The sequence below is a fragment of the Nocardioides halotolerans DSM 19273 genome (assembly GCF_000422805.1).
Lineage (GTDB): Bacteria > Actinomycetota > Actinomycetes > Propionibacteriales > Nocardioidaceae > Nocardioides > Nocardioides halotolerans.
In genome coordinates this window covers 1-24,321 of sequence record NZ_AUGT01000012.1, presented here as the reverse complement: position 1 = coordinate 24,321, position 24,321 = coordinate 1, and the positions used below count along the sequence as shown (strand labels likewise).

The following is a 24,321-nucleotide window of genomic DNA, read 5'->3' as shown; positions in this document are numbered from 1 at the left end:
CGGCCACGTGATCACCGCCATCGTGTTCGTCAAGGCCGACGTGGCCCGGATCCCCGAGGTGGCCGAGGCGATCGCCGCCCTCGACGGGGTCAGCGAGGTCTACTCCGTGACCGGCGAGATCGACCTGATCGTGCTGGTCCGCGTCAAGGCCCACGAGGACGTCGCCGACGTGGTCGCCGACCGCCTCAACAAGGTCGCGGGCGTCACCTCGACCGAGACCCACATCGCCTTCCGGACCTACTCCCGCCACGACCTCGAGGCGGCCTTCTCGCTCGGCCTCGAGTAGCCCCGCTCCCGACCGGTCGGGCCGATTGACCGATCAGTCACGTCGCATGGCCCGTTCGGGCCATAGGGTCCCCTGTTTTCCCGCGGCAGACCTGCACGCCGACCTAGCGTGGATCGTCTGTCCGTCCCGGGAGGAGCCCCCGTGCCTCATCGTCGTCTGCGCACCCTTGCGCTCGCGCTCGTCAGCGCCGTCGTCGTCAGCACCCTGTCCGTCTACGCGAGCCCTGCCGCGCGGGCCCTCGATGCGCCGACGAACCCGTCGCCGAGCGGTGCCCAGACCGGCATCCCGACGTTCTCCTGGGACCGCGTGGCGGGGGCCACGACCTACGACTTCCAGATCTCGACGTCGGAGAGCTTCTCGAGCACGCTCGTCAACGCGACGACGGTGCAGCGCCAGTACGTCCCGACCAAGGAGCTGCCCACCGGGACGCAGCTCTACTGGCGGGTCCGCGCGACCGGCGCCGGCGAGGTGTGGACGACCACGGCGTTCTCACGCAACGTCGTCGGGCCGCCGAACGTCGTCGGCCCGGCCGACGGGGCCGACCTGACCCAGCCCGACCAGCCGGTCGTCTTCGCCTGGCAGCCGGTCCCGGGCGCGGACTCCTACCAGGTGCAGTACGGCACCGACCCGAACTTCGTCGACCAGACCACGACCAAGACGGTCGAGGCCTCGTCCTACGTGATGCCCCTCCAGCCCGTGGGGACCTACTACTGGCACGTGCGGGGGGTGCTGGCGGACGGTGTGTTCACGGCGTACTCACCGGGCCGCAGCTACATCGTCAAGGGCCTGGCCAACGACACCGGTGTCCCGCCGGCCTACCCGCCGGACGACCCCAACTTCGCGATCGACGACGTGGTCCTCGACTGGGCGCCGATCAAGGGCGCCAAGAGCTACCAGATCCAGATCAGCACCGACCAGCTCTTCCCCCCAAACACCATCGTCGACAGCCAGAACGTCGTCTACGGCACCCGCTACTCGCCCGCGAAGACGCTGGGCAACGACCAGTACTTCTGGCGGATCAGGGCCACCGACGCGGGTGGCTTCCAGCCCGACTGGGCCAGCCGGCCGATCTGGCACTTCAAGCGCGCGTGGTCCGACCAGGCGAGCCTGGGTTCTGGCTACCCGCTGGTCCTCGGCGGCGGTGGCGGCAGCCTGACGGTGGGCGACCCGTTCTACTACCAGTGGGCCCCGGTCAAGCACGCGAGCCACTACGAGGTCCAGCTCAGCACCTCGGCCTCGTTCAGCTCGTTCACCTCCTGCACGACGGTGCACACCACGCTGGTCTACGGCGACGGCGGCGTGTGCTGGCCGGCCGCGCTCGGCAACTACTACTGGCGGGTCGTGGCCTACGACGAGTTCTCGAACGCCGTGCCCCACACCGACGCGATCAGCGCGCCGGTCGGGCGGTTCAGCTACGACCCGGGCGTGCTCACGACCACGCAGTCCGGCACCGTGTTCAGCCACCCCGACGACCCGACCCTCAGCGGCAAGCAGCCGGTGCTGCGGTGGAGCCCCATGGCGAACGCCGAGAGGTACCGCCTGACCATCACCGGGCCGACCAACCGGACCGTGACGACCTCGGCCCTGAGCTACAGCCCGCGCGACCTCGCACCCGGGAACTACCGGTGGGACGTCCGCACCATCGACCACGAGGGCGCGATCGGCGCGGGTCGCATTCCCAGCAGCCAGCCCTCCTTCACGATCAGCCCCTATCCGCTCATCGAGGACCCCAGTCACCCCGGCCAGTTCATCCCGCTGCCCGTGCCCGACCCGCTGCCCGCCACCGGAGCGCCGACGCCGAACCCGGCGAACGTCGGGTCGTCGTACCGCTTCCCGACGCTGAAGTGGGACCCGGTCACCTGGGTCGACCACTACACCCTCTACGTCCGCCCGGTGGGCGCTCCCGGCTGGAACCAGCTGCCCGACGAGTACCACTACGCGGCCGGCGAGGACACCCGCAGCACGTTCCTCGACCCTGGTGACTACGAGTGGAAGGTCGAGGCCGTCCGTCTCGACGACACGGTGATCCCCGGTGGGACCGGCACGTTCACGATCCTCCAGCTTCCCGACGTCGACGTGACGTCCTACCGCGCAGCCATCACGGGCAACGCCCTGACGGGCAACGCCGGCACCACCGTCGACACCTGCAACGCGGGGCTTCCCGCCACGTGCCAGAACCTGCGGCAGACTCCTGTCCTCGGTTGGGACTCCCCGGACCCGGAGGTCGGCTACTACAAGCTCGTCCTGTCCCGCGACGCGGAGCTGACCAACCAGATCGAGACCAAGCCGATCGCCAGCACGATGTACCTCGACAAGGACGCCATCCCCGACAGCCAGGCCGGGTCCGCGTACTTCTGGCTCGTGGTCCCGTGCACGGCCGAGGGCCACTGCTCGCCGCTCACGCACGCGACGCACGCCTTCAACAAGCTGAGCCGTCCGCAGACGCTGGTCTCGCCGGCTCCGGGTGTCGAGGTCCAGAACGACGTGACCCTCACGTGGGACGACTACCTCGACAGCCAGTCCGTGGTCGACGGGGCCGACCCCGACCAGTCGACGCCGTTGGACACGCCCGGCCAGATCGAGGCGGAGTACTACCGCGTCCAGACCGCGTCGGACCAGAACTTCACCCAGAACGTCGTCACGAACAACGTGGACCAGCGGACCTTCACGTCCTTCTCCGACACCTACCCCGAGGGCACGACGTGGTGGCGGGTGCAGGCGGTCGACGAGTCGGGCAACCAGCTCGCGTGGAGCACCCCGCGCTCGTTCGTGAAGAAGTCCCCCGTGCCCCAGCTCGACCTGCCGGCCGACGGCGCCTCGGTGCCCGGCGACTTCACGCTGTCGTGGACGGCCCAGCCGTACGCCGCGTCGTACGACATCGAGGTCTACAAGAACGGCGACACCGGGGCCAACACGGTCAACCGCGTCGTCAACGCCAACACCGTCCAGATCAAGTACGTGCTCGACAACCTCGACCCGACCCAGGGCCCCTACGCCTGGCGGGTCCGGCGACGCGACGGCAAGGACCGCCCCGGCGACTGGAGCCCGTTCCGGCTCTTCTCGGTCACCTCGCCGGGCGTGAGCCTGACCGCGCCCCTGGACGGCGCCGCCGTCGAGCCCTCCGACCAGCTCTTCCAGTGGGAGGCGGTGCAGGGCGCGACGACCTACAAGTTCGAGCGGCGGCCGGGCACGACCGGCAACGCCACCGAGACCGTCAACACCCCGACGACGAAGTGGGCGCCGATCCAGTCGATCGCGGGCGGCAGCTGGCAGTGGCGCGTGACCGCCTACGACACCGCGGGGCACCTCCTCGCCGACTCGACGTGGCTGCACCCGTTCACGGTGGTCGACACCCCGGTCGCGACCGTGCCGGTGAGCATCACCGGAAGCGGGGTCGTGGACTCGACGATCACGCTGAACCCGGCGCAGTGGAACATGCCGAACAACGTCCTCGACATCACCTACCAGTGGTTCCGGGGCACCTCGGCGGTCGCCGGCGCGACCGGCGTCACCTACGACGTGACGGCGGCCGACATCGGCAAGGCCATCACCGTCAAGGCGACCGCCACCCGTCAGGGCTACAAGACCGGGACGTCGACCAGCAACGCGATCACGGGCACCCAGGCGGGCGCTCCCGTCGCGACGGTGCCGGTGACGATCGACGGCACCGGCTTCCAGGGCTCGACGCTCACCCTCTCGCCCCCGACCTGGGACCTGCCGGGCGTGACGACCACCTACCAGTGGTTCCGAGGCACGTCGTCGGTGTCCGGCCAGACCGGCACGACCTACGTCGTCGGCCCGTCCGACATCGGCAAGGAGATCACCGTCAAGGCCACGGCGACCAAGCCGGGCTACGCCACCGGGCTGTCGGTCAGCAACGCGATCACGGGCGCGCTCAACCCGGCGCCGGTCGCCACCACCCCCGTCTCGCTCACGGGCACCGGGGAGGTCGGCTCGGTCATCACGATGACCCCGCCGGTGTGGGACACCGCCGACGTCACGGTGACCTACCAGTGGTTCAGGGACACCTCGGCGTTCACCAACAACGCCACGACCTACACCATCGCCAGCGGAGACGTGGGCAAGACCATCACCGTGAAGGCCACCGCGGCCAAGGCGGGCTACGTCAGCGGCGTATCGACGAGCAACGGCATCCTGGCCACCCAGGCGGCCGCTGTCCTGCCCACCACGCTGCCGTCGATCTCAGGCGTCCCGGCCGCGAAGGAGACGCTGACGGCGAGCCCGGGCGTGTGGCCCACGGGCAGCGGTCAGAAGTTCGCCTACCAGTGGTTCGTCAACGGCGAGGCCGTGGCCAAGGAGACGAGCAGCAAGTACGTCGTCCGGGCTCGTGACGCGGGACTCCCGGTGTCGGTGCGGGTCACCATGACGATGAACGGGTTCGCCCCGAGCGTCGCCAGCAGCGCCGCGCTGTCGGTCGCGAAGCTCTCCTCGAAGGTGGACGCGACCGTCGCCAAGAAGAAGATCACCCAGCGCCAGCGCGGGGTGCTCACCGTGAAGGTGACGCTCCTCGACTTCGGCGTCCCGCTCGGCCAGGTGCAGGTCAAGGACGGCTCGAAGGTCATCGCCAGCCCCGGGCTCCAGACGGGCAAGAACGGCGTACTGACGATCCGGCTCAAGAAGCTGAAGGTGGGCAAGCACAAGCTGACCATCACTTACCTGGGCAGCGTGTCGACGCTCGCGTCCTCCGACAAGGTGACGATCAAGGTCGTCAAGGGCAAGAAGAAGAAGTAGTGCCGCGAGAGCGTCACTTCCGGCCTGGACACTCCGCCGGAGAGCCCCTCCGGGGCTCGAGGAGTGATCTAGGTTGGTCGTCGTGCCGAGGCTAAGGCGATGACCGCGACGACTGGCAGGAGCCGAAAGCTCGTCGATCGCGGCACGCTGCGGCTGAAGCACCTGCGGGACCGGGCCGGGGCCAGCGCCTTTCGCGGCAGCGCGCGCCTCTCGGAAGGGCTGCGCGCGCTCCCCCTGCCCGGCGGGCTGCGACGCGGCCTCTACCGCTGGCTGGCGTGGCGCCCCTGGACGGTCACCGTGCCGGTGGAGCGCCTCATGCTGGGCGGCCAGAACGGCTTGTCTGCCCGGCAGTTCTCGGAGGCCACCGGCGACCTGCTGTGGGCGTCGACCCGCGTGATCGACGGTCCTCACGCGGACCTGCTGCAACGAGCCTCTGCCGAGCCGGGTCCGCTCACCGACGAGCAGATCATGAGCACGCCGTACGCCGCGATGGCGCTCGGCGTGATCGAGGCGACCGGCAACTTCTTCGAGGCCACCACGGTCGGCGACATCCCCGACGTCGCGCGCAGGTTCATCGCGCCCCGCACGAGCGAGCCCGCCGCCGGTGGAGCCGTCGGGCGGAGCCCGGCCACCAGCCGCATCCGGGTGGCCCGCATCCGCGGGTCCGAGCTGTACCAGGTGATCGACGGTCACCACCGGGTCGCGTCCAGTGCCGTGTCGGGCCGGACCACGGTTCAGGTGCGCGAGTCGTGGCTCCCCGTGTCGACGCCTCTGGAGGACCTGCTCGACAACATGTCGTGGATCGGCGGGGCACGCGAGCTCTACCAGCCGATCCCGGCCCCCGAGCTGACGCCGTCCTGGCCCCTCGTCCGGAAGTGCTCCGACCGGCGCGACAAGATGCTGCGGTTCCTGGAGCCGCGCGGCCTCGTCTCGCCACAGACGAGCTACCTCGACGTCGCCAGCTGCTATGGGTGGTTCGTGGCCGAGATGGGTGCGCGGGGACTGGACGCCTACGGCGTCGAGCGGGACCCCCTCGCCCCCACGCTGGGCCACGGCGTCTACGGTCTCGACCCCGAGCGGATCACGGTCTCCGACGCGGTCGACTTCCTGGCCGGCTCCGACGCCCGCTGGGACGTCGTCTCGTGCCTGAGCCTGCTGCACCACTTCGCCCTGGGCCGCGGGTCGGTCGACGCGGCCCAGTTCGCGAAGCTGCTCGACCAGGCCACCGGCAAGGTCCTGTTCCTCGACACGGGTCAGGCCCACGAGACCTGGTTCGAGGCGAAGCTGCCGGAGTGGACGACCGAGGGGACGCGCGCCTTCCTCGAGGTCAACACGAGCTTCGACGAGATCATCGACCTCGGACCGGACGAGGACGACGTGCCCCCCTACCAGGGCAACTACGGTCGGCACCTCTTCGCCTGCATACGGAGATGAGCCAGCCCTCCCGCGTCCGAGCCTCCGCCCTGATGCCCGTTCACGCGGGCGTCGCACCGGCGCACCTGGCGACGGCGCTGGAGAGCCTCCTGGACCAGGAGCGGCCGCTCGACGAGATCGTGGTGGTCGCCGACGGCCCGCTCGAGCCGGCCCACGAGGCAGTCCTGTCTCGTTGGCCGTCCGCACCGCTCGCGGTCGTGCGACTCCCCCGCAACGTCGGCATCGCTCGCGCGCTGAACGCCGGCCTCGACGCGTGCAGCCACGAGTGGGTGGTGCGCATGGACTCCGACGACGTCTCCAGCCCTCGACGCGTCGACGAGCAGCTCTCGGAGGTCGAACGAACTGGCGTCGACGTGATCGGGTCGGCGATGGCGGAGTTCGACGGGTCCAGCGGCAATGTCCTCGGACTGCGACGCATGCCCGTGACCCACGAGGCCATCGCCGCCTACATGCGCTCCCGCAACCCCATCAACCACCCGACCGCCTGCTACCGGCGGTCCCTGGCCCTGGAGGCCGGTGGCTACGGCGATCTCGACGGCGTGGAGGACTACGACTTCTTCGCTCGTCTGTTGAGCCACGGAGCCCACTTCGCCAACAAGGCCGAGCCGCTGGTGCGCTACCGGGTAGACGATGCCCTCTTCGCGCGACGGGCGGGCTGGCGGCACCTGCGCGCCGAGTGGCGGCTCCAGGCCAACCTGCGACGGTACGGACTGATCTCGCCTCCGCGGGCAGCGGCCAACCTGGTGGCCCGCACGGCCTTCAGGCTGCTTCCTCCGAGGCTGATGCGCCACGCCTACGCGCGGATCTACCGATCGCAGCCGGCGGACACGGCGTCGTGACCGCCGTGCCGGCCACCCCGCGCGCTCGAGGCCCGCTGCGGTCGTTCCTGAGCGTGAGCGGCGCCAGTGCGGCGGCCGCGGTCCTCGGGCTGGTGACCCTGGTGGCCATGGGCCGGTTGCTGGGGACCGAGGGCTTCGGGGTCTTCTCCGTCATCTGGGGCGCGTACTTCGCCTTCTCCGGGCTTCTCTTCGCCCTGCAGCAGGAGCTCACCCGCTCGGTGTCGTCGGCCGCTGGACCGGATGAGGTCGTCCGGAGTCGCCGTACGGCGCCGAGGGGCGCTGCGGTCGTGGCGGTCGTCGCAGCCGGGCTCCTTGCGCTGAGCTCACCGTGGTGGCTGTTCCGGGACGGAGGCCATGGTGCGGGCACGACGCTGGCGGTGCTGGTCGCAGGGATGTTGGCGCTGGGGTGGCAGTCACTGCTCATCGGCACCGCCGCCGGCAGGAACCTGTTCGGGTTGGTGTCGGCCATGGTCGTGCTGGCCGCCCTGACCCGCTTGGCGGGGCTCGTCCTCGCGTCCTCCACCGACGAGTCGACGACAGCGCTCGCGCTCGGGGTGGTCTCCGGGTCGTTCATCTTCCTGCCGCTGCTGACGTCCCGCGGGATCCGTGGCCTGATGTTCCCCGAGCTGCCCGGGACCGTGCGACAGCTCGTGGGCGGCACGACCGCTCTGATGGTGGCCAACGCATGCGCCGCAGCGCTCGCGACCGGGATACCGTTCCTGGTGCAGGTGACGGCTCGCGACGACCTGCCGAGGGCTGCCGGAGTGGTCTTCGCGGCACTGATCGCGACACGAACGCCGCTCCTCCTCCCGATCAACGGGTACCAGCTGCTGCTCATCCGCTACCTCAGCACCCACAGGCAGCAGCTGGTCGCCGCCCTGCCGAAGGTGACGGTCGTGGCCGCGTCGATCGCGGCGGTCGTCGTCGCCGCCGCGTTCGTCGCGGGCCCACCGGCGCTGCGGCTCGTCTTCGGGCCCGACTTCGACATCACCGGACGGACCATGGCGGGCCTGGCCTGCGGCGCGGTAGCGCTTGCGGCTCTCACGACGACCGGAGCCGTGACGATCGCCGTCTCCCGTCAGGTGCTGTGCGCGGCCGGGTGGGTGGCGGCGACGGTGGTCACCGCGACAGTGCTGACCCTCGACGCGCCGTTCGAGCCCCGCGTCGTCACGGCAGTCATCCTGGGGCCGGTGTGCGGGTGCGCCGTGCACCTCGTCGGCGTGCGGCGGGACTACCTGCGCCTCTAGACCCGAGCGGTCGCGTCCGTCCCACGTGTGGTCGTGGGCGCCGCGGTCGAGCCTGCGCGGGCCAGAGCGAGGGCCAGCCACGTGCTCACGACCCACGCGAGCAGAATCACGAGGCCGGTGACCGCGGTCGGTGGGTGCAGCCACGCGGCGTCGTCGGAGCTCACGGCGCGGTCGAGCTCCGCGCGCTGCACGTGGACCACGGACACGACGGCCGCGCCGGCGAGCATGGCCATCGCCAGCACCAACGGGCGCGCATCGTGCGCCGCGGGATGCCATCCCCGGCGATCGAGCACCAACCCGACCATGATCAGGAGGCCGGCGGTGAACGGGAGGGCATAGCGCCCTTGCCACATCCCGCCGTGGGTCTCGAGAGTGAGGGCGACGATGACCGACGGCGCGAGGAAGAACAACACGGTGCCGAGCAGCACTGAGCCGCGACCGCCCCCCGCGCCACGACGTACTGCGGCGACCCACATGGTGATCAGCACCAGGAGCGCGAGGACGTAGACCTCGAGTGGAGCGGGCTGGTCCCTGAAGGGGAAGGCGCCGACGCTGCCGAGGATCCAGTTGAGCCAGCGGAAGACCTGACCGATGTTGGACTCGATCTCGCCGCTGTACTCCCCGGGTGGGACCGAGACCTTCCCCTGGTTCCAGAGCAGCACCGACCCGGTGGTCGCCACCGCGAGCACGCAGATGAGTGCGACCTGGAGCCGGTGGCGGAGCGCGATCGCGAGCACGGTGCCCGGACCGCGCAGCGCGGCGACGCACGCCAGGATCAGCACCACCCACAGGGGACCCAGCGTCCGGAGCCCCGCCAGCAGGACGACGGCGAGCGCCGCCGCGCCGAGCAGCCATCGCTCGCGGCGCAGCAGCCCGTGGTCCACGGGTCCGCGGCCGCCCAGCCCGAGCAGGGCCGTCCAGAGCAGGACGCCGGCCGCCATCTCGAGGCCGTTGGGGGCCGCCAGGGTGGTGGAGTAGACGAACGTCGGGGTGAGCCCGACGAGCAGGCCGACGAAGGCCCATGTGCCGCGCACCCAGGTGGTCAGGCACCAGACGGCGAGCGCGAGCACCACGGCGCAGAGCAGGGCGGCCATGGCGCGCATGGCGTAGAGCGCGTGCGCTCCGGAGAACGGCTCACCGGCCGTGCCGACCACCCAGTAGTAGACGGGCTCGTAGTTCCCGGCCGAGGTCGTGGCCCGCACGGTGCCCGGGCGTCCGCCCGGACCGTCGCCGTCGCAGGTGTCCGGGACGATGTAGGCGAGCTCCCTGCACTGCCCCTCCGAGGCCTTCACCAGCTCGGCGGGGACGTCGACGAGCAGGCCGCGGCCACCCTCGGCGACGTCGTGCAGCCGCCACTGCCCCGAGGCCACACCCGCGGCCCGGAACGCGTGGTCGAACTCGTCCATGCCGCGGAACGGCGGCACCGCCGTGATCCAGGCGGCCTGCGCGAGCAGGGTCGCCAGCAGGAACAGGGCGGCGATCCGCCACCCGTGCCCTGTCGTGGGCGCCGTGCTCGGCGCTGCGCTCGACCCCGTGGTCGACCCGGTCCCTGCCCTCACACCGTGACGGTAGCGAGGACTGGACCAGTCCACCGGCGACCGCGACCCAAGTCCCCCGATCGGACCACCGCATGGCCCAGATGGGCCATGCCGGGCCGGTCGTTCGACCGGACTTCCGCAGAGCACCGACGGGGTCCGGCCGGCGTTCCTACTGTGGCTCTCGTGACCTTCGAGCACGCAATGCCACGCGCTGTCGTGGTCGTGCCGATGCACAACGAGGCGACCGTGGTCGCCGACGTGGTCACCGAGCTGCTCACGTCGTTCCCCGTGGTCGTCTGCGTGGACGACGGCAGCACCGACGACAGCGCGGCCGTCGCCCGTGCCGCCGGCGCAGTGGTGGTCCCCCACCCCACCAACCTGGGCCAGGGCGCGGCGCTCGAGACCGGCATCCGCTTCGCGCTCTCGCTGCCGGCCGCGGAGTACGTCGTCACCTTCGACGCCGATGGCCAGCACGACGTCGCCGACGCGCGCGCCATGGTCGAGCGCGCGGCCTTCCGCGACCTCCAGGTGGTGCTCGGCTCGCGCTTCCTCGGGGCATCGCGCGAGGTGCCGCTAGCCCGCCGCCTGCTGCTGAGCGGCGCGGTGCGGTTCACGCGGCGCACGACCGGCCTCGCGCTCACCGACGCCCACAACGGGCTGCGGGTCCTGCGCCGCGACGCGGCCGAGGCGGTGCGGCTGCGGCTGCACGGCATGTCGCACGCGAGCGAGATCCTGACGCTCCTGGCCCGCGGCGGCTTCTCGGTCGAGGAGCACCCCGTGACCATCCGCTACACCGACTACTCCCGGACGAAGGGCCAGCGCGGCTACAACGCGCTCAACATCCTCTTCGACCTGGCGGTCAACCGGATGAGGGCGGCCGCGTGATCATCAAGGTGCTGCTGCTCGCCGGGCTCGCCGCGGCGGCGTACACCCTCATGCACGGGCGGCGGACCGCGCTGAGCCTGCTCGTCCGGCGCGCGATCGCGCTTCTGGCGCTCGCGACCGGGGGCGTCGCCGTCCTGTTCCCCGACCTCGTCACGCGGGTCGCGCACGCGGTCGGCGTCGGCCGAGGCACCGACCTCGTCGTCTACCTGCTGTGCGTGGCGTTCCTCTTCACCACGATCGGCCTGCACCTGCGCCTGGCCGCGATGCACGACAAGTACGTCGAGCTGGCCCGGCAGGTCGCCCTCGGCGCGGCTCGCGCCGACGCGCCCGCGGCGCAAGCCGAGATCGTGCGTCCGCGCGCCGTCGACATCTCCTGAGCGCGGTTCCGGGCCGACCCCGCCCTACGCTCACCCCGTGATCCTCACCCGGACGCGAGTCCTGGTCGCCTACGCCTGCCTGGTGGGCGTCCTCGTCGCGCTGGTGAGACGGGCGGCGATGCCGCTGGACAACGTCGACACCTACTTCCACCTGCGGTTCGGGCACGAGTTCCTGAGCGGGGCCTGGTCGCCCCGCCACCCCGGCTCGGTCACCGACCTGGCCACCGCCGACTGGGTGCCCACCCAGTGGCTGTCCGAGGTCGTGATGGCCCAGGTCGAGGACTGGTTCGGCCTGGCCGGCGTGGCCTGGCTGTCCGGCCTGCTGTTCCTGTCGCTCGCGCTGGCGATCTACGTCGCCTGCCGCCGGCACGCCGAGCCGGCCGCCGCGGGCCTGCTCGTCGTCCTCGCCATGATCGCGTGCACCTCGGGCATCTCGATGCGGCCGCAAGTGGTCAGCTACCTCCTCGTCGTGGTCACCACCGCCGCGTGGCTCCAGGCCCGCGAGACCGGGCGGCCGCCTTGGCTCCTGGTGCCGCTGACCTGGGTCTGGACGATGTGCCACGGGATGTGGCCGGTCGGCATCGTGATCGGCGTCGTCGCCGTCGCCGGGCTGGCCCTCGACCGCGCGCACCCGCTGCGGGCCTGGGGACGGATGGCGCTCGTGCCGGTGCTCTCCGCGGCCGCCGCGCTGCTCACCCCCGCCGGACCGGGCCTGTTCCCGGCGGTGCTGCGGGTCGGCTCGCGGGCCAAGTACTTCTACGAGTGGGACCCACCGGACTACTCCAAGCCCTGGGTCGCCACCCTCGTCGTCGTCCTGGCCCTGGCGGTGGTGCCCAGGCTGCGGCGCGGCGAGCGGGTGCCGTGGTTCGACCTCGCGCTGCTCGGGCTGGCGATGCTGTGGGCGATCTACTCGATGCGCACGGTCCCCGTCGCCGCGTGCCTGGCCGCGCCGCTCGCGGCGATCTCCGTGCAGCCGCTGCTCGGCGCCCGTCCCCCCACCCGGCTGCCCGAGCGGCTCGTCGTCGCCGGCGGCCTGGTGCTCGCGCTCGCCGCGCTCGCCGTGCTGGTGCCCCGCACCGCCGACGAGCCCCTCGACACGCCGTCGTGGCTCGACGACGAGCTCGGGGAGCTGCCGGCCGGCACCCGCGTCATCGACGACAGCGGGTTCGGCGGCTACCTGATGTGGCGCTTCCCCCAGCTCGACGTGGTGCTGCACGGCTACGGCGACCTCTTCACCGACGACGAGCTCGAGCGCAACGCCGACATCGAGGCCGTGCGCGGCGGATGGGTCGGGCTCGTGCACGACACTGGAGCGGCGTACGCCGTGCTGCCGCCCGGGTCGCCGCTCGCCTACAACCTGCGCGACGTCGAGGGGTGGCTGGTGGTGCGGCACAGCGACGAGCTCGAGCTCCTCCGACCGCCGGCGGACTGGGAGGAGCGCTAGCGTCAGCCCGCGCTCGCGGCGACCCAGCGCTCGAGCGTGGCCCTGGCCGCGCCGGAGTCGACGGCCTCCCGGGCCCGGCCGATGCCGGCGTCGAGCACCTCGTCGACGCTGTCGCCCGTCGCGTCATAGACGGCCAGGGCGGCGCCGGCGTTGAGCAGCACGGCGTCGCGCACCGGGCCGGGCTCGCCGTCGAGCAGGCGGCGCACGACCTCGGCGTTGTGCGCCGCGTCGCCGCCACGCAGGTCGGCGGTGGTCGCCGGGGCGAGCCCGTGGACCGCGGGGTCGACGGTGGCGGTGCGGACCTCCCCCCCGGCGACGACCCAGACCGACGACGTCGTGGTCGTGGTCAGCTCGTCGAGCCCGTCGTCGCCGCGGAAGACCCACGCGTCGGCGCCGCGCTCGGCGAAGACGCCCGCCATCACCGGCGCCATCCGCGGGTCGGCGCAGCCGACGGCGTTGGCCGCCGGCCGGGTCGGGTTGGCGAGCGGGCCGAGGAAGTTGAACGTCGTGCCGATGCCGAGCTCGCGGCGCGGGACCGCGGTGTGCCGCATCGCCGGGTTGAACGCCGCGGCGAAGAGGAACGTGATGCCCGCCTCGTCGGCCACCGCCGCGACGCGCTCGGGCGGCAGGTCGAGGCGGACGCCGAGCGCCTCGAGGACGTCGGCCGAACCCGACTGCGAGGACGCCGAGCGGTTGCCGTGCTTGACCACGCGCGCGCCCGCGCCCGCCGCCACGATCGCGGCCATCGTGGAGATGTTCACCGACATCGAGCGGTCACCGCCGGTGCCGACGACGTCGAGCAGCCGGCCCGGGACCTCGATCGGGGTCGCCTGCTCGTACATCGCGGCGACCAGTCCGGTGATCTCCTGCACCGTCTCGCCCTTGGCGCGCAGCGAGACCGCGAACCCGGCGATCTGGGCGGGGGTCGCGGCGCCGGAGAGGATCTCGCCCATCGCCCACGTTGCCTGCTCGGCGGACAGGTCGGTCCGCGCCACGAGCGCGCCGAGCACCTCGGGCCAGCTGGTGGTCATGCTCGGCTCAGCCGGTCGCGGGCACCCGGGACCGGAGCAGCCCGGTGACGGCCTCCGCCAGCTGGATCGGGTCGATCGGGTGCGGCACGGCGGCGTCGGCGCGCGACCACGTCGCGAGCCAGGCGTCCTGGGGGCGGCCGGTCAGGACGACCAGCGGGGGGCACTGGTAGATCTCGTCCTTGAGCTGCTTGGCGATGCCCATGCCCCCGGCCGGCGCGGCCTCGCCGTCGAGGATCGCGAGGTCGATCTGGCCCGCGTCCATGTTCTGGATGACCACGGGCTCGGTCGCGACCTCGACGTACGTCAGCTCGGGCAGGTCGGGGTGGACCCGGCGCCCCAGCGCCAGGATGACCTGCTGGCGGGTGTTGACGTCGTCGGAGTAGACGAGCACGCGGAGGTTCTTCGCGCGGTCGGCGTTCTGGTCGGCCACGTGCGGGATGCTACCGGTCGCCGCTCGCGCCCGGCTCGGCAGCGCGGGCTTCGAGCAGGTCCAGGCGCCGGTCCTCGCGCGCGGCCTCCTTCATCGACGACCGCACCCACTGGGCGAACAGCACCCCGAACAGCACCAGCCCCACCAGGTCGCCCGACGACCAGAGCAGGCCGCCGGCGAGGTGCTGGTCGTCGAGCGGGTCCGGGAGCCAGCCGTAGCCCGGCTGGCCGTCGAGCGCGCGGTAGTGGTCGCCGCCCAGCAGCGTCTCCTGGCCCATGATCGTGACGCCCAGGAAGGCGTGGAACGGCAAGGTCAGCACGACGAGCAGCATCCGGCCGGGGTAGCCGATCCGTCCCGGCACCGGGTCGATGCCGACGATCGGCCAGAAGAACAGCGAGCCGACCACGACCAGGTGCAGGTGCATCAGCTCGTGCAGCCAGACGTGGCTGAGGGTGGCGTCGTACCAGGAGGAGAAGTAGAGGGCCCAGGGCGACACGACGTACAGCGCCAGGGTCAGCGGGGGGAACGAGAGCACCTTCGCGACCCGCGAGTGGAGCACGACCAGCAGCCAGCGCCGCGGTGCGCGCGGGAGGGTGCGCAGCGCCAGCGTCACGGGCGCCCCGAGGGCCAGGGCGAGCGGGACGAGCATCGACAGCACCATGTGCTGGACCATGTGGACGCTGAGCAGCGTGGTGTCGTACGCCGCCAGCCCGGAGGAGGTCGCGACGTAGAACGCGCCCATCCCGACGCCCACGAACGCGACCGTCCGGCCTACCGGCCAGGCGTCGCCGCGACGGTGCAGCGAGCGCACCCCCAGCAGGTAGAAGCCGACTGCCCAGACGGTCACCACGAGGGGCACCGGAGCCAGCTCCCACCCCGTCAGGAGACGGCCTGCGTCGAAGGGCGGCACGTTGTGAATTTACAGACGTGCCGGGACACGCCCCCGGGGGTGGCTCCGGGGAGCGGGCGGGACATAATGAGCGCGTGGCGACAGCAACGACCATCCCGGCCTCGCGGCTGCACGGACACCACGACCGGCCGAGCATGGTCAGCGTCGGGACGATCATCTGGCTCTCGAGCGAGCTGATGTTCTTCGCGGCGCTGTTCGCGTCGTACTTCACGATCCGCTCGGTGAGTCCGGAGCTGTGGGAGGCCAACACCGAGAAGCTCAACATCCCGTTCGCGGCGGTCAACACCACGATCCTTGTGCTGTCGTCGCTGACCTGCCAGCTCGGCGTCTTCGCGGCCGAGCGCGGCCAGGTGGGCCGCACCCGCTCGATCGTCGACCCCCGCGGGTGGGGGCTGCGCGAGTGGTTCATGCTCACCTACGTCATGGGCGCGATCTTCATCGCGGGCCAGGTGACGGAGTACACCTCGCTGGTCCAGGAGGGCACGACGATCTCCGACTCGGCCTACGGCTCGATGTTCTACCTCACCACCGGCTTCCACGGCATCCACGTGACCGGCGGCCTGATCGCCTTCCTGCTGGTGCTCGGCCGCACCTACGTCGCCCGGCGCTTCACCCACGAGCAGGCGGTCAGCGCGATCGTCGTCTCCTACTACTGGCACTTCGTCGACGTCGTGTGGATCGGTCTGTTCGCGACGATCTACCTCATCAAGTAAGGACGAGCAGATCACCTCGATGAGCACTCTCTTCCTCTACTTGTTCCTCGGCCTGGTCGCCGCCGGCCTGGTCGGCGCCCTCGTCTCGGTGGCCGTGCTCGGCCAGACCGTCGCCCGCGCGGTGCGGGAGTCCCGGCCCTGGTCCGTCCGGCGTTCCCTCAACGGACTCGCCGGTCGCCTGTCCCGCCACCGCCGCCGTCCCGTCGCGGGGCTCGCGCTGATGGTCCTCGGACTGATGCTGACCGGCACCCTCTACGCGGCGTTCGCGCCCTCGTCGTCGGCCGGCTCGGCCAGCAGCGACGAGGAGCTCGTCGAGACCGGGCGCAACCTGTTCCTCGTCGGCTGCTCGACCTGCCACGGACAGAACGGCGAGGGCATCACCACCCTCGAGGGCGACCAGCTCGGGCCCGCCCTGGCCGGCGTGGGCGCCGCCGCGGTCGACTTCCAGGTCGGCACCGGGCGGATGCCCGCCGCCCAGCCGGGCGCCCAGAACCCCACCAAGCCGGTGACCTACAGCGACGAGGAGATCAAGGCCCTGGCGGCGTTCGTCGCGAGCCTCGGGCCCGGCCCGTCGGTCCCCGACCCCTCCGACTACAGCCTGGCCGGGCTGTCGGAGGAGGAGCGCGAGGAGGCCGTCTCCCGCGGTGGGCAGATCTTCCTCACCAACTGCACGGCGTGCCACAACTTCGCCGGCAAGGGCGGCGCGATGCCGCGCGGCGGCAACGCCCCCAACCTGAGCGACACCAGCGCCAAGCACATCTACGAGGCGCTGCTGACCGGCCCGGGCCAGATGGACACCTTCTCCAACGGCAACCTCTCGCCCGAGGAGAAGCGTGACGTCATCGCCTACCTCTACTCCCTGCGCGAGCAGCCGCAGTACGGCGGCTTCGACCTCGGCGGCATGGGCCCGGTGAGCGAGGGCATGTTCGCCTGGATCGTCGGCATCGGCTCGCTGGTCTGCTTCGCGACCTGGATCGCCGCCCACACCGCACGCACCTCGAGAAGGAAGGACGAGGCTGCGGCATGACCGACGAGCACAGCCACCTCCCCGCCGAGCCGGGCAACGACGACGCGTCCGCGCCGGACACCTCGCTCGTCCCCGACGAGCCGATCGTCAACCCCGGGCTGCCCGAGCACGCCTGGCGGCCGACCGACGTCGACCCCAAGGCCGAGCGTCGGGCGGAGCGGCAGGTCGCGACCCTCTTCGGGCTGTCCGCGGTCTGCGCGGTGCTCTTCGTCGTCTCCTACCTCGTCTTCGACGTCAACGGCGGCGGCGACGGCGAGACGGTCCAGACGGTCTTCGGCCTGGGTGCGTCCAACGTCGCCCTCGGCGTCTCGCTCGGCCTCGCGCTGATGTTCATCGGCATCGGCCTGATCCAGTGGGCCCGCAAGCTGATGGGCGACCACGAGATCGTCGAGATGCGCCACCCCGCGCGCTCGTCCGACGAGGACCGCACCGAGACCGTCCGGGTGCTCAACCTCGGTGCCGAGGAGTCCGGCATCGCCCGGCGCCCGCTGGTCCGCAACTCGCTGCTGCTCTCGGTCGGCGTGCTCCTCGCGCCCGTCGTCGTGCTGCTCAAGGACCTCGGCAAGACCAACGCCGAGGTGATCGACGAGGCGGCGTACCCCGGCGCAGGGCTCGAGCACACCGTCTGGACCTCTGGCATGCGCGTGGTCCGCGACGTGGTTGGCACGCCGATCCGTCCGGGCGACCTCGAGATCGGCGACCTGATCAACGCCGAGCCCGAGATCATCTTCGAGGTCGACGAGGACGGCGAGCACGTGCTGGAGGGCGTTCACCTCCAGATCGCCAAGTCGAAGGCCGCGGTCGTGCTGATCCGGATGGACCCCGACGAGAACAAGCCGGCCAAGGGCCGCGAGGACTGGGCCGTCGACGGCATCCTCTGCTACTCCAAGATCTGCACCCACGTGGGCTGCCCGATCTCGCTCAACGAGCGCAAGACCCACCACCTGCTGTGCCCGTGCCACCAGTCGACGTTCGACCTCGCCGACGCCGCGAAGGTGGTCTTCGGCCCGGCGGCCCGCCCGCTCCCCCAGCTCCCCCTCATGGTCAACGACGAGGGCTACCTGGTGGCGCAGAGCGACTTCAAGGAACCCGTCGGCCCGAGCTACTGGGAGCGCGACTCCCAGCAGAGCACGAGCAAGTAGCCGGAAGCGGAGTAGGCAGCCATGAGCATCGACACCAGCAAGGTCGCCGAGACGAACTCGACCGCCGCCACCGCCAAGAAGCCGAACCGGGCGGGTGCGATCGCCGAGTGGGCCGACGACCGCCTGGGTCTCGCCACCCTGGCCAAGAAGAACCTGCGCAAGGTCTTCCCCGACCACTGGTCGTTCATGCTGGGCGAGATCGCCCTGTGGAGCTTCGTGGTCCTGCTGCTCAGCGGCGTGTTCCTGAGCCTGTGGTTCAACCCGAGCATGGGCGAGACGACCTACGAAGGCAGCTACGCCCAGCTGCGCGGCGTCGAGATGTCCGAGGCCTTCGCCTCCGCGCTGCGGCTGTCGTTCGACGTACGCGGTGGTCTGCTCATGCGGCAGATCCACCACTGGGCGGCCATGCTCTTCGTCGCCTCGATGATGGTCCACCTGCTGCGGGTGTTCTTCACCGGCGCGCACCGCAAGCCGCGCGAGCTCAACTGGGCGATCGGCGCGCTGCTGCTGCTGCTCGGCACGCTCGAGGGGTTCACGGGCTACTCGCTCCCCGACGACCTGCTCTCCGGCACCGGCATCCGCGCCGCCGACGGCTTCTTGAAGTCGCAGCCGATCGTCGGCACCTACATGTCGTTCTTCCTCTTCGGGGGCGAGTTCCCCGGCACCGACATCATCCCGCGCCTGTTCATCATCCACGTGCTGCTGATCCCGGGCCTGCTGCTGGCGCTGATCACCGCGCACATGCTGCTGCTCGTCTACCACAAGCACACCCAGTGGCCCGGCCCCGGCCGCACCGAGCAGAACGTCGTCGGCTTCCCGATGCTGCCGGTCTACGCCGCGAAGGCCGGCGGGTTCTTCTTCATCGTGTTCGGCACCACCGCGCTGATGGGCGGCCTGCTGTCGATCAACCCGGTGTGGATGTACGGGCCCTACGACCCGTCCAAGGTGACCGCGGGCTCCCAGCCCGACTGGTACATGGGCTGGCCGGACGGCGCGCTGCGGATCATGCCCAACCTCGAGACGCACATCTGGCACCACACGATCTCCTGGAACGTGCTGCTGCCGATCATCGTGCTCCCGATGCTGATGTTCACGATCCTGCTGATGCTGCCGTTCATCGAGTCGTGGATCACCGGTGACAAGCGCGACCACCACCTGCTCCAGCGGCCGCGCAACGCCCCGACCCGCACGGCCACGATGGTGGCGCTGATGACGATGTACGGCCTCTTCTGGGCGGCCGGCGGCAACGACATCATCGCGATCCGGCTGCACCTGTCGATCAACCAGATCACGTACTTCATGCGTGCCGCTGTGTTCATCGGCCCGGTGATCGCCTTCATGATCACCAGGCGCTGGTGCATCTCGCTCCAGCGCAAGGACGAGCAGGACCTCCTGCACGGCTACGAGACCGGCATCATCATGCGCTCCCCCGAGGGTGGCTACACCGAGCGGCACCTGCCGCTCTCCCCGGCGCGCGCCTACACGCTGACGGCTCGCGACCGCGACCCCGACGTGCTGGGCGAGCTGCCCGGTGGCCCCGACGCCAACGGAGTCGAGCCCCAGGGCGGCCTCGCCTCGCGGCTCGCCGGCGTACGCCACCGCCTGCGGAAGCTCATGTACGCCGACAACGTCCAGAAGCCGTCCACCGCGGAGCTCGAGGCGGCGCACCACCACGCCGAGCACGAGCACGAGCTCCAGGCCCCGATGGAGGGCCACGCCGCCGACGGACACCAGTTCGACGGCCACCACCTGGTCGAAGGCGAGAAGCTCCGCGCCGACGACTGACCGACGTTCGACCACGACGGCCCGCTCCCTGGTTGGGGGCGGGCCGTCGTGTTTCGTGGGCGCCCCCTGCCCGGGCGAGCGGTCAGCCAGCAACGTCGGACTGCCTCGCGACGGCCGGTGAGGTTGGTCAGTGACCGCCACCCCGGGGTGCGGGCCGGGCAGCGGTCAGCCAGCAACCTCGAACACCCTCTCGACGCCCCGCGAGGTTGCCTACTGACCGCCACCCGGGGCGCGGGCCGCGCAGCGGTCAGCCAGCAACCTCGAACACCCCGACGACGTCCCGCCAGGTCGCCCACTGACCGCCACCCCGTGGGGCGGGCAGGCCAGCGGTCAACCAGCAACCTCGAACACCCTCTCGACGCCCCGCCAGGTTGCCCACTGACCGCCACCCCGGGGCGCGGGCCGGGCAGCGGTCAGCCAGCAACCTCGGACAGCCTCGCGACGGCCGGTGAGGTTGCCCACTGACCGCCACCCCGGGGCGCGGGCAGAGCAGCGGTCAGCCAGCAACCTCGACTGCCACCCCGGATCGGTCCGGCTGTCAGCCAGCGGCTCGCGGGTACTCGCGAGGGCCGACAGCTATCGAGAGCGACCCGAACAGCTGTTTCCAGCGCTCGCCGAACACGGGAGCTGGGCCGTCGTACCCGTTGCGACGCAAGGTGCGGTCGACCTGGAGCACCACCGCCCTGGGGTTGGCCAGCCGTTCCTTGGTCACCAGGACGTACGACCGGTCGTGGTCCCGGAGCAGCTCGTACCTGTCGATGTCGCTGGAGTACTGCGCGCGGTCGTCCTGATGTTGCTCGCCTTCGTACTCAACGATCGTCCGCCACTCGCGATAGACCAGATCGCCGAAGAGTCGCTGTGCCTCCGAGATGCCGAGCTCGGCATTGCACTCGGGTCGCGGGAGGCCCGCAAAGGTCAGGATCGCTCGAAGCTCCGTCTCCTTCATCGATCGGGACCTGGGATCGAGGTGCGGCAGGATCCACATCGCTTCCTGGGCTCCCGCTCGCCACGGCTCCGCTACCGCAAGCGCCTCGAGCCGACGGAGGTCCATGTGGCCGTTGTGCAGCAGCCAGTCTCCGACCTTCATCGCGTCGATCACCCGGGACAGCGAGCAGTAGGAGATGAAGGCGGCCTCGACGCACACTCCGTCCTCGTCGACGGGCGGCAGCTTCTTCGTACGGTGGAGGAAGACCTGGGTCACCACTCGATGGACATCGCGATCGACGACGAACCTGAACGGGCGTCGCGGTCCGTAGTGGAGCCCCAGCTGCTGCAGACGGGTGATGCCCGTGAGGTGGGCGTCCTTCGGGAGAGCCAGTCGCGCCGCGAGCAGCCAGTCTTCGTCCGTCATCTCGTGGTCGGTGGACTTCCAGACCCTCGGGTGCAGCCGCTCGAAGCGCGGCCCTTGGAGCATCCTGGAAGTCACTCCCATGGCCTTGCCCTGGGCTCGCGTGAACGGCCCGAGTATCACGTCATCGCTCATGCCGCTGATCGAACGCCAGCCGGCCTCTCAGTGCTGGGCGCCGTTCGGCACCTGTGGAGGATCTCCTAGCGGACGCAGCATGTGCGCGATCGGTGGCCACCCCCACGCGGCATCTCGGCGCAGGACAGGTTGCCTACTGACCGCTCGCCCGCCCGGGCCACCACCCAGCGGTCAGCCCGCAACCCCCGCCCCTCGAATCCCGACCTCAGAGGTTGCCCACTGACCGCTCGCACGCCCGGGCCACCACCCAGCGGTCAGCGCGCAACCCCACCACCTCGAAATCGGGGTTCGCAGGTTGCCTACTGACCGCCCACGCGCCCGGGCCACCACCCAGCGGTCAGCCCGCAACCCCACCACGCCGAAACGGGGTCCGCAGGTTGCCTACTGACCGCCCACGCGCCCGGGCCACCACCCAGCGGTCAGCCCGCAACCCCACCACCCCGAAAACGGGGTCCGCAGGTTGCCTACTGACCGCTCCCCCCGGCAGCGGTTAGACCCAAGCCGGGTCGACGTTCAGCCGACGAGGGCGGAGCCCTGCTGGTACTCCGACCAGGGGATGTTCCAGTCGCCGTAGCCGTTGGTGGGCTCCATCGGGCGGTCGGTGCCGACGTAGTCGACGACGTCGCCGCGGATGGTCATGTGGTAGAGCCAGTCGGCGTTGTCGGTGCTCATGCCGGTGCAGCCGTGGGAGACGTTGGCGTGGCCCTGGGAGCCGACCGACCACGGGGCGGCGTGGAGGAACTCGCCGGAGTAGGTGACGCGCATGGCCCACTGGACGTTGTCGATGTCGTAGCCGTCGGCGCTGTCGACGGGGATGCCGACGGTCTCGGAGTTCATCCGCTTGGAGTCGAACTTCTCGATGATGACCTTGATGCCCGAGCGGGTCGTGAACTTGGGCTGCTGGCCGGTCGTGATCGGGATCGTGCGGAGCAGCTTGCCGTTGGAGAAGACCTTCATCTGGTCGGTGCGGGTGTCGACCTTGTAGACGTGGGCGTCGCCGACCTGGAACTGGACGTCGCGGTCCTCCTGGCCGTAGATGCCGTTGCCGGCGTCGACACCGTTGATGTCGACGTCGACGTCGACCTGGGTGCCGGTCTTCCAGTACTTCTTCGGCCGGTAGTGGACCTCGCTGTCGCTGATCCAGTGCCAGGTGCCGGGCTGCTCGGGCGCAGTGGTGACGTGGAGGTGCTTCTCGATGTTGGCGCGGTCGGTGACCGGCACGTCGAAGCTCACGATCACCGGCATGCCGACGCCGACGGTCTCGCCGGGCAGCGGCGCCACCGACGGGTAGGTCTGCTGCGACAGCGACAGCGCCTGGGTCGTGAACTTCTGGCGCTTGGTGACCAGGTCGCCGTCGTCGCCGCGGACGCTCGCCTTGACGGTGTACGTCGTGCCGGGCTCGAGCAGGTCGTCGGCCTTCCAGGCGCTGCCGTCACCGGCGATCGCGCCGGTCAGTGCGCCGACCTCGCCGGACCCGCTCACCGTGACGGTGCTGAGCCGGCCGTGGTGGGCGAAGACCTGGAGCCGCGTGGAGACCGGGACGTCGGCCTTGCGCTTGATGTTGGTCGAGACCGTGCCGACCTCGGCGTCGTCGTCGGAGTCGGAGGAGTCGTCGGAGCCGCCGGACGACGCGTCGCTGCCGGCGGAGGCGCCGGTGGTGTCGTCGGCCGACCCGCCGCCCGCGATGTCGTCGCCGTTGTCGCAGGCGCTCAGCATCGACACGCCCAGCAGCAGGGCGGACAGGACCACCAGGCCGCGCACCCGACGAGTGCGAGAGGACATGCTCGACTCCCAGAGCTCCCACGAAGACGCCCGAACCGTCCGGCTCGGACGCTTCCAGAGTAGACGGTGGCGCAGACAACCCACGAAATCACGCATGTCGTTCAGACGGCGTGTGGCGGCACTGAGTTGCGCCTAGTGAGCGTGCTCACCCCGGTAGTACTCGAAGATCCAGCCGACCAGCGCCATCGCGCCGAGCAGCCCACCGATGATGAAGAGCCACCAGGCGCCGGCGGCGATGCCGAAGACGCAGACGCCGAGGGTGAGGGCGGTCCACATCGGCCACCAGGAGTACGGCGGGAAGAACCCCAGCTCGCCGGCTCCGTCGGCGATCAGCGCGTCGGAGCGGTCCTCGGGCCGCGGGTCCATCCGCTTGGCGTGGAAGCCGAGGTAGATGGTCACCATCAGCGTCAGCAGCGTGGTCATCACCAGCGCCGACGTGCCGGTCCAGTCGCCGCCGTGGTCGCTCGCGTCGGTCACCAGCCAGTACGCCGGGGTCACCAGCACGAGGAAGATCGTGCAGGCGCCGAAGATCCAGGCCTCGGCCTTCATCGGCCCTCATCCTCCGTGGACTCGTCGGGGTCGGCGTCGGACCGCGTGTTGTGGTCGGCCACGAGGTTGTCGCGACCCTCCATGTCGGGCGCGTCGGCGGGCCTGCCCTCGGCGGCCGCGTCGTTCTCCTCGAGCTCGATGGCTGCGATCTCCGGGTGGTGCAGGTCGAAGGCCGGCGACTCGGACCGGATCCGCGGGATCGTGACGAAGTTGTGGCGCGGCGGCGGGCAGGACGTCGCCCACTCGAGCGAGCGGCCCCAGCCCCACGGGTCGTCGACCTCGACCAGCGGCCCCTTGCGGGAGATCCACACGTTGTAGAGGAACGGCAGCGTGGACGCGCCGAGCAGGAACGCACCGATCGTCGAGACCTGGTTGAGGGTCGTGAAGCCGTCGTCGGGCAGGTAGTCGGCGTAGCGCCGGGCCATGCCCTCCACACCCAGCCAGTGCTGCACGAGGAAGGTCGTGTGGAAGCCGACGAACAGCAGCCAGAAGTGCACCTTGCCGAGCCGCTCGTCGAGCATCCGGCCGGTCATCTTCGGCCACCAGAAGTAGAAGCCGGCGAACATCGCGAACACCACGGTGCCGAAGACGACGTAGTGGAAGTGCGCGACCACGAAGTAGGAGTCGGACACGTGGAAGTCCAGCGGCGGGCTCGCCAGGATGATGC

General features: G+C 70.9%; 20 protein-coding genes. 12 read left to right on the top strand and 8 right to left on the bottom strand.

Annotation, left to right across the window (positions count from 1 at the left end):
- Positions 1-7: 7 nt before the first annotated feature.
- The 5 genes from G514_RS0103030 to G514_RS0103010 all read left to right on the top strand — a co-directional run bounded on the left by G514_RS0103030 (position 8) and on the right by G514_RS0103010 (position 8,558).
- On the top strand, positions 8-286 hold the full coding sequence (locus G514_RS0103030; protein ID WP_028650563.1) for an Lrp/AsnC family transcriptional regulator: 279 nt from the start codon (positions 8-10) through the stop codon (positions 284-286).
- Between the two features lie 141 nt (positions 287-427).
- Complete coding sequence (locus G514_RS0103025; protein WP_028650562.1) at positions 428-5,038, top strand: Ig-like domain repeat protein; 4,611 nt, start codon at positions 428-430, stop codon at positions 5,036-5,038.
- Between the two features lie 99 nt (positions 5,039-5,137).
- Entirely contained in the window at positions 5,138-6,472 is a 1,335-nt protein-coding gene (locus tag G514_RS0103020) for a class I SAM-dependent methyltransferase (protein ID WP_028650561.1), read from the top strand.
- A gap of 32 nt (positions 6,473-6,504) precedes the next feature.
- Positions 6,505-7,311 carry a glycosyltransferase gene (locus G514_RS0103015; RefSeq protein WP_051246601.1) on the top strand — a complete coding sequence of 269 codons (807 nt, stop codon included), beginning with the start codon at positions 6,505-6,507 and terminating at the stop codon, positions 7,309-7,311.
- Positions 7,308-8,558, top strand: coding sequence for a hypothetical protein (locus G514_RS0103010; protein WP_028650559.1), 1,251 nt, complete (start codon positions 7,308-7,310; stop codon positions 8,556-8,558). Before G514_RS0103015 ends, G514_RS0103010 begins: the two co-directional genes overlap by 4 nt.
- Here G514_RS0103010 and G514_RS0103005 read toward each other — a convergent pair.
- The gene (locus G514_RS0103005; protein ID WP_028650558.1) at positions 8,555-10,117 is read right to left on the bottom strand and encodes a DUF2142 domain-containing protein; all 1,563 of its coding nucleotides are present in this window, start codon (positions 10,115-10,117) and stop codon (positions 8,555-8,557) included. The genes G514_RS0103010 and G514_RS0103005 overlap by 4 nt on opposite strands.
- A gap of 162 nt (positions 10,118-10,279) precedes the next feature.
- Between G514_RS0103005 and G514_RS0103000 the strand changes: the two genes are divergently transcribed.
- From G514_RS0103000 to G514_RS0102990, 3 genes are read left to right on the top strand one after another with little or no spacing between them, the layout of a single operon-like run.
- Entirely contained in the window at positions 10,280-10,981 is a 702-nt protein-coding gene (locus G514_RS0103000) for a glycosyltransferase family 2 protein (RefSeq protein WP_028650557.1), read from the top strand.
- A complete protein-coding gene (locus G514_RS24525; RefSeq protein WP_051246599.1) occupies positions 10,978-11,358 on the top strand; it encodes a DUF2304 domain-containing protein in 381 nt (126 codons plus the stop codon). The genes G514_RS0103000 and G514_RS24525 overlap by 4 nt, the downstream gene beginning before the upstream one ends.
- A 37-nt stretch (positions 11,359-11,395) precedes the next feature.
- Positions 11,396-12,802, top strand: a complete 1,407-nt coding sequence (locus G514_RS0102990; RefSeq protein ID WP_028650556.1) for a hypothetical protein — start codon at positions 11,396-11,398, stop codon at positions 12,800-12,802.
- Between the two features lie 2 nt (positions 12,803-12,804).
- On the opposite strand, the gene trpD is transcribed toward G514_RS0102990, so the two are convergent.
- From trpD to G514_RS0102975, 3 genes are read right to left on the bottom strand one after another with little or no spacing between them, the layout of a single operon-like run.
- Positions 12,805-13,833: an anthranilate phosphoribosyltransferase gene (gene trpD / locus G514_RS0102985; RefSeq protein ID WP_028650555.1), complete on the bottom strand. Its 1,029-nt coding sequence runs from the start codon at positions 13,831-13,833 to the stop codon at positions 12,805-12,807.
- A gap of 7 nt (positions 13,834-13,840) precedes the next feature.
- Positions 13,841-14,263 (bottom strand): Rv3143 family two-component system response regulator, encoded by a 423-nt coding sequence (locus G514_RS0102980; RefSeq protein WP_028650554.1) that lies wholly within the window; start codon positions 14,261-14,263, stop codon positions 13,841-13,843.
- A gap of 10 nt (positions 14,264-14,273) precedes the next feature.
- Complete coding sequence (locus tag G514_RS0102975; RefSeq protein ID WP_245582084.1) at positions 14,274-15,173, bottom strand: cytochrome c oxidase assembly protein; 900 nt, start codon at positions 15,171-15,173, stop codon at positions 14,274-14,276.
- A gap of 74 nt (positions 15,174-15,247) precedes the next feature.
- On the opposite strand from G514_RS0102975, the gene ctaE reads away from it, so the two are divergent.
- Genes ctaE through qcrB form a run of 4 tightly spaced genes read left to right on the top strand, consistent with a single transcriptional unit; the run spans position 15,248 to position 19,840 of the window.
- Positions 15,248-15,886 (top strand): aa3-type cytochrome oxidase subunit III, encoded by a 639-nt coding sequence (gene ctaE / locus G514_RS0102970; protein WP_028650552.1) that lies wholly within the window; start codon positions 15,248-15,250, stop codon positions 15,884-15,886.
- 19 nt (positions 15,887-15,905) lie between these two features.
- Positions 15,906-16,913, top strand: coding sequence for a cytochrome bc1 complex diheme cytochrome c subunit (gene qcrC / locus G514_RS0102965; RefSeq protein ID WP_084151740.1), 1,008 nt, complete (start codon positions 15,906-15,908; stop codon positions 16,911-16,913).
- Positions 16,910-18,055: a cytochrome bc1 complex Rieske iron-sulfur subunit gene (gene qcrA / locus G514_RS24520; protein ID WP_036563439.1), complete on the top strand. Its 1,146-nt coding sequence runs from the start codon at positions 16,910-16,912 to the stop codon at positions 18,053-18,055. Before qcrC ends, qcrA begins: the two co-directional genes overlap by 4 nt.
- Before the next feature lie 21 nt (positions 18,056-18,076).
- On the top strand, positions 18,077-19,840 hold the full coding sequence (gene qcrB, locus G514_RS0102955; RefSeq protein WP_036563437.1) for a cytochrome bc1 complex cytochrome b subunit: 1,764 nt from the start codon (positions 18,077-18,079) through the stop codon (positions 19,838-19,840).
- Positions 19,841-20,378: 538 nt separating this feature from the next.
- On the opposite strand, the gene G514_RS0102945 is transcribed toward qcrB, so the two are convergent.
- The 4 genes from G514_RS0102945 to G514_RS0102930 form a co-directional block, all read right to left on the bottom strand.
- Positions 20,379-21,323: a hypothetical protein gene (locus tag G514_RS0102945; RefSeq protein ID WP_028650549.1), complete on the bottom strand. Its 945-nt coding sequence runs from the start codon at positions 21,321-21,323 to the stop codon at positions 20,379-20,381.
- A 513-nt stretch (positions 21,324-21,836) separates the two neighbouring features.
- The gene (locus G514_RS0102940; protein WP_245582083.1) at positions 21,837-23,105 is read right to left on the bottom strand and encodes a L,D-transpeptidase; all 1,269 of its coding nucleotides are present in this window, start codon (positions 23,103-23,105) and stop codon (positions 21,837-21,839) included.
- A gap of 132 nt (positions 23,106-23,237) precedes the next feature.
- Positions 23,238-23,654: a cytochrome c oxidase subunit 4 gene (locus G514_RS0102935; protein ID WP_028650547.1), complete on the bottom strand. Its 417-nt coding sequence runs from the start codon at positions 23,652-23,654 to the stop codon at positions 23,238-23,240.
- A partial coding sequence (locus tag G514_RS0102930) for a cytochrome c oxidase subunit I (protein WP_028650546.1) occupies positions 23,651-24,321 on the bottom strand: 671 nt, incomplete at its 5' end. The genes G514_RS0102930 and G514_RS0102935, both read right to left, overlap by 4 nt.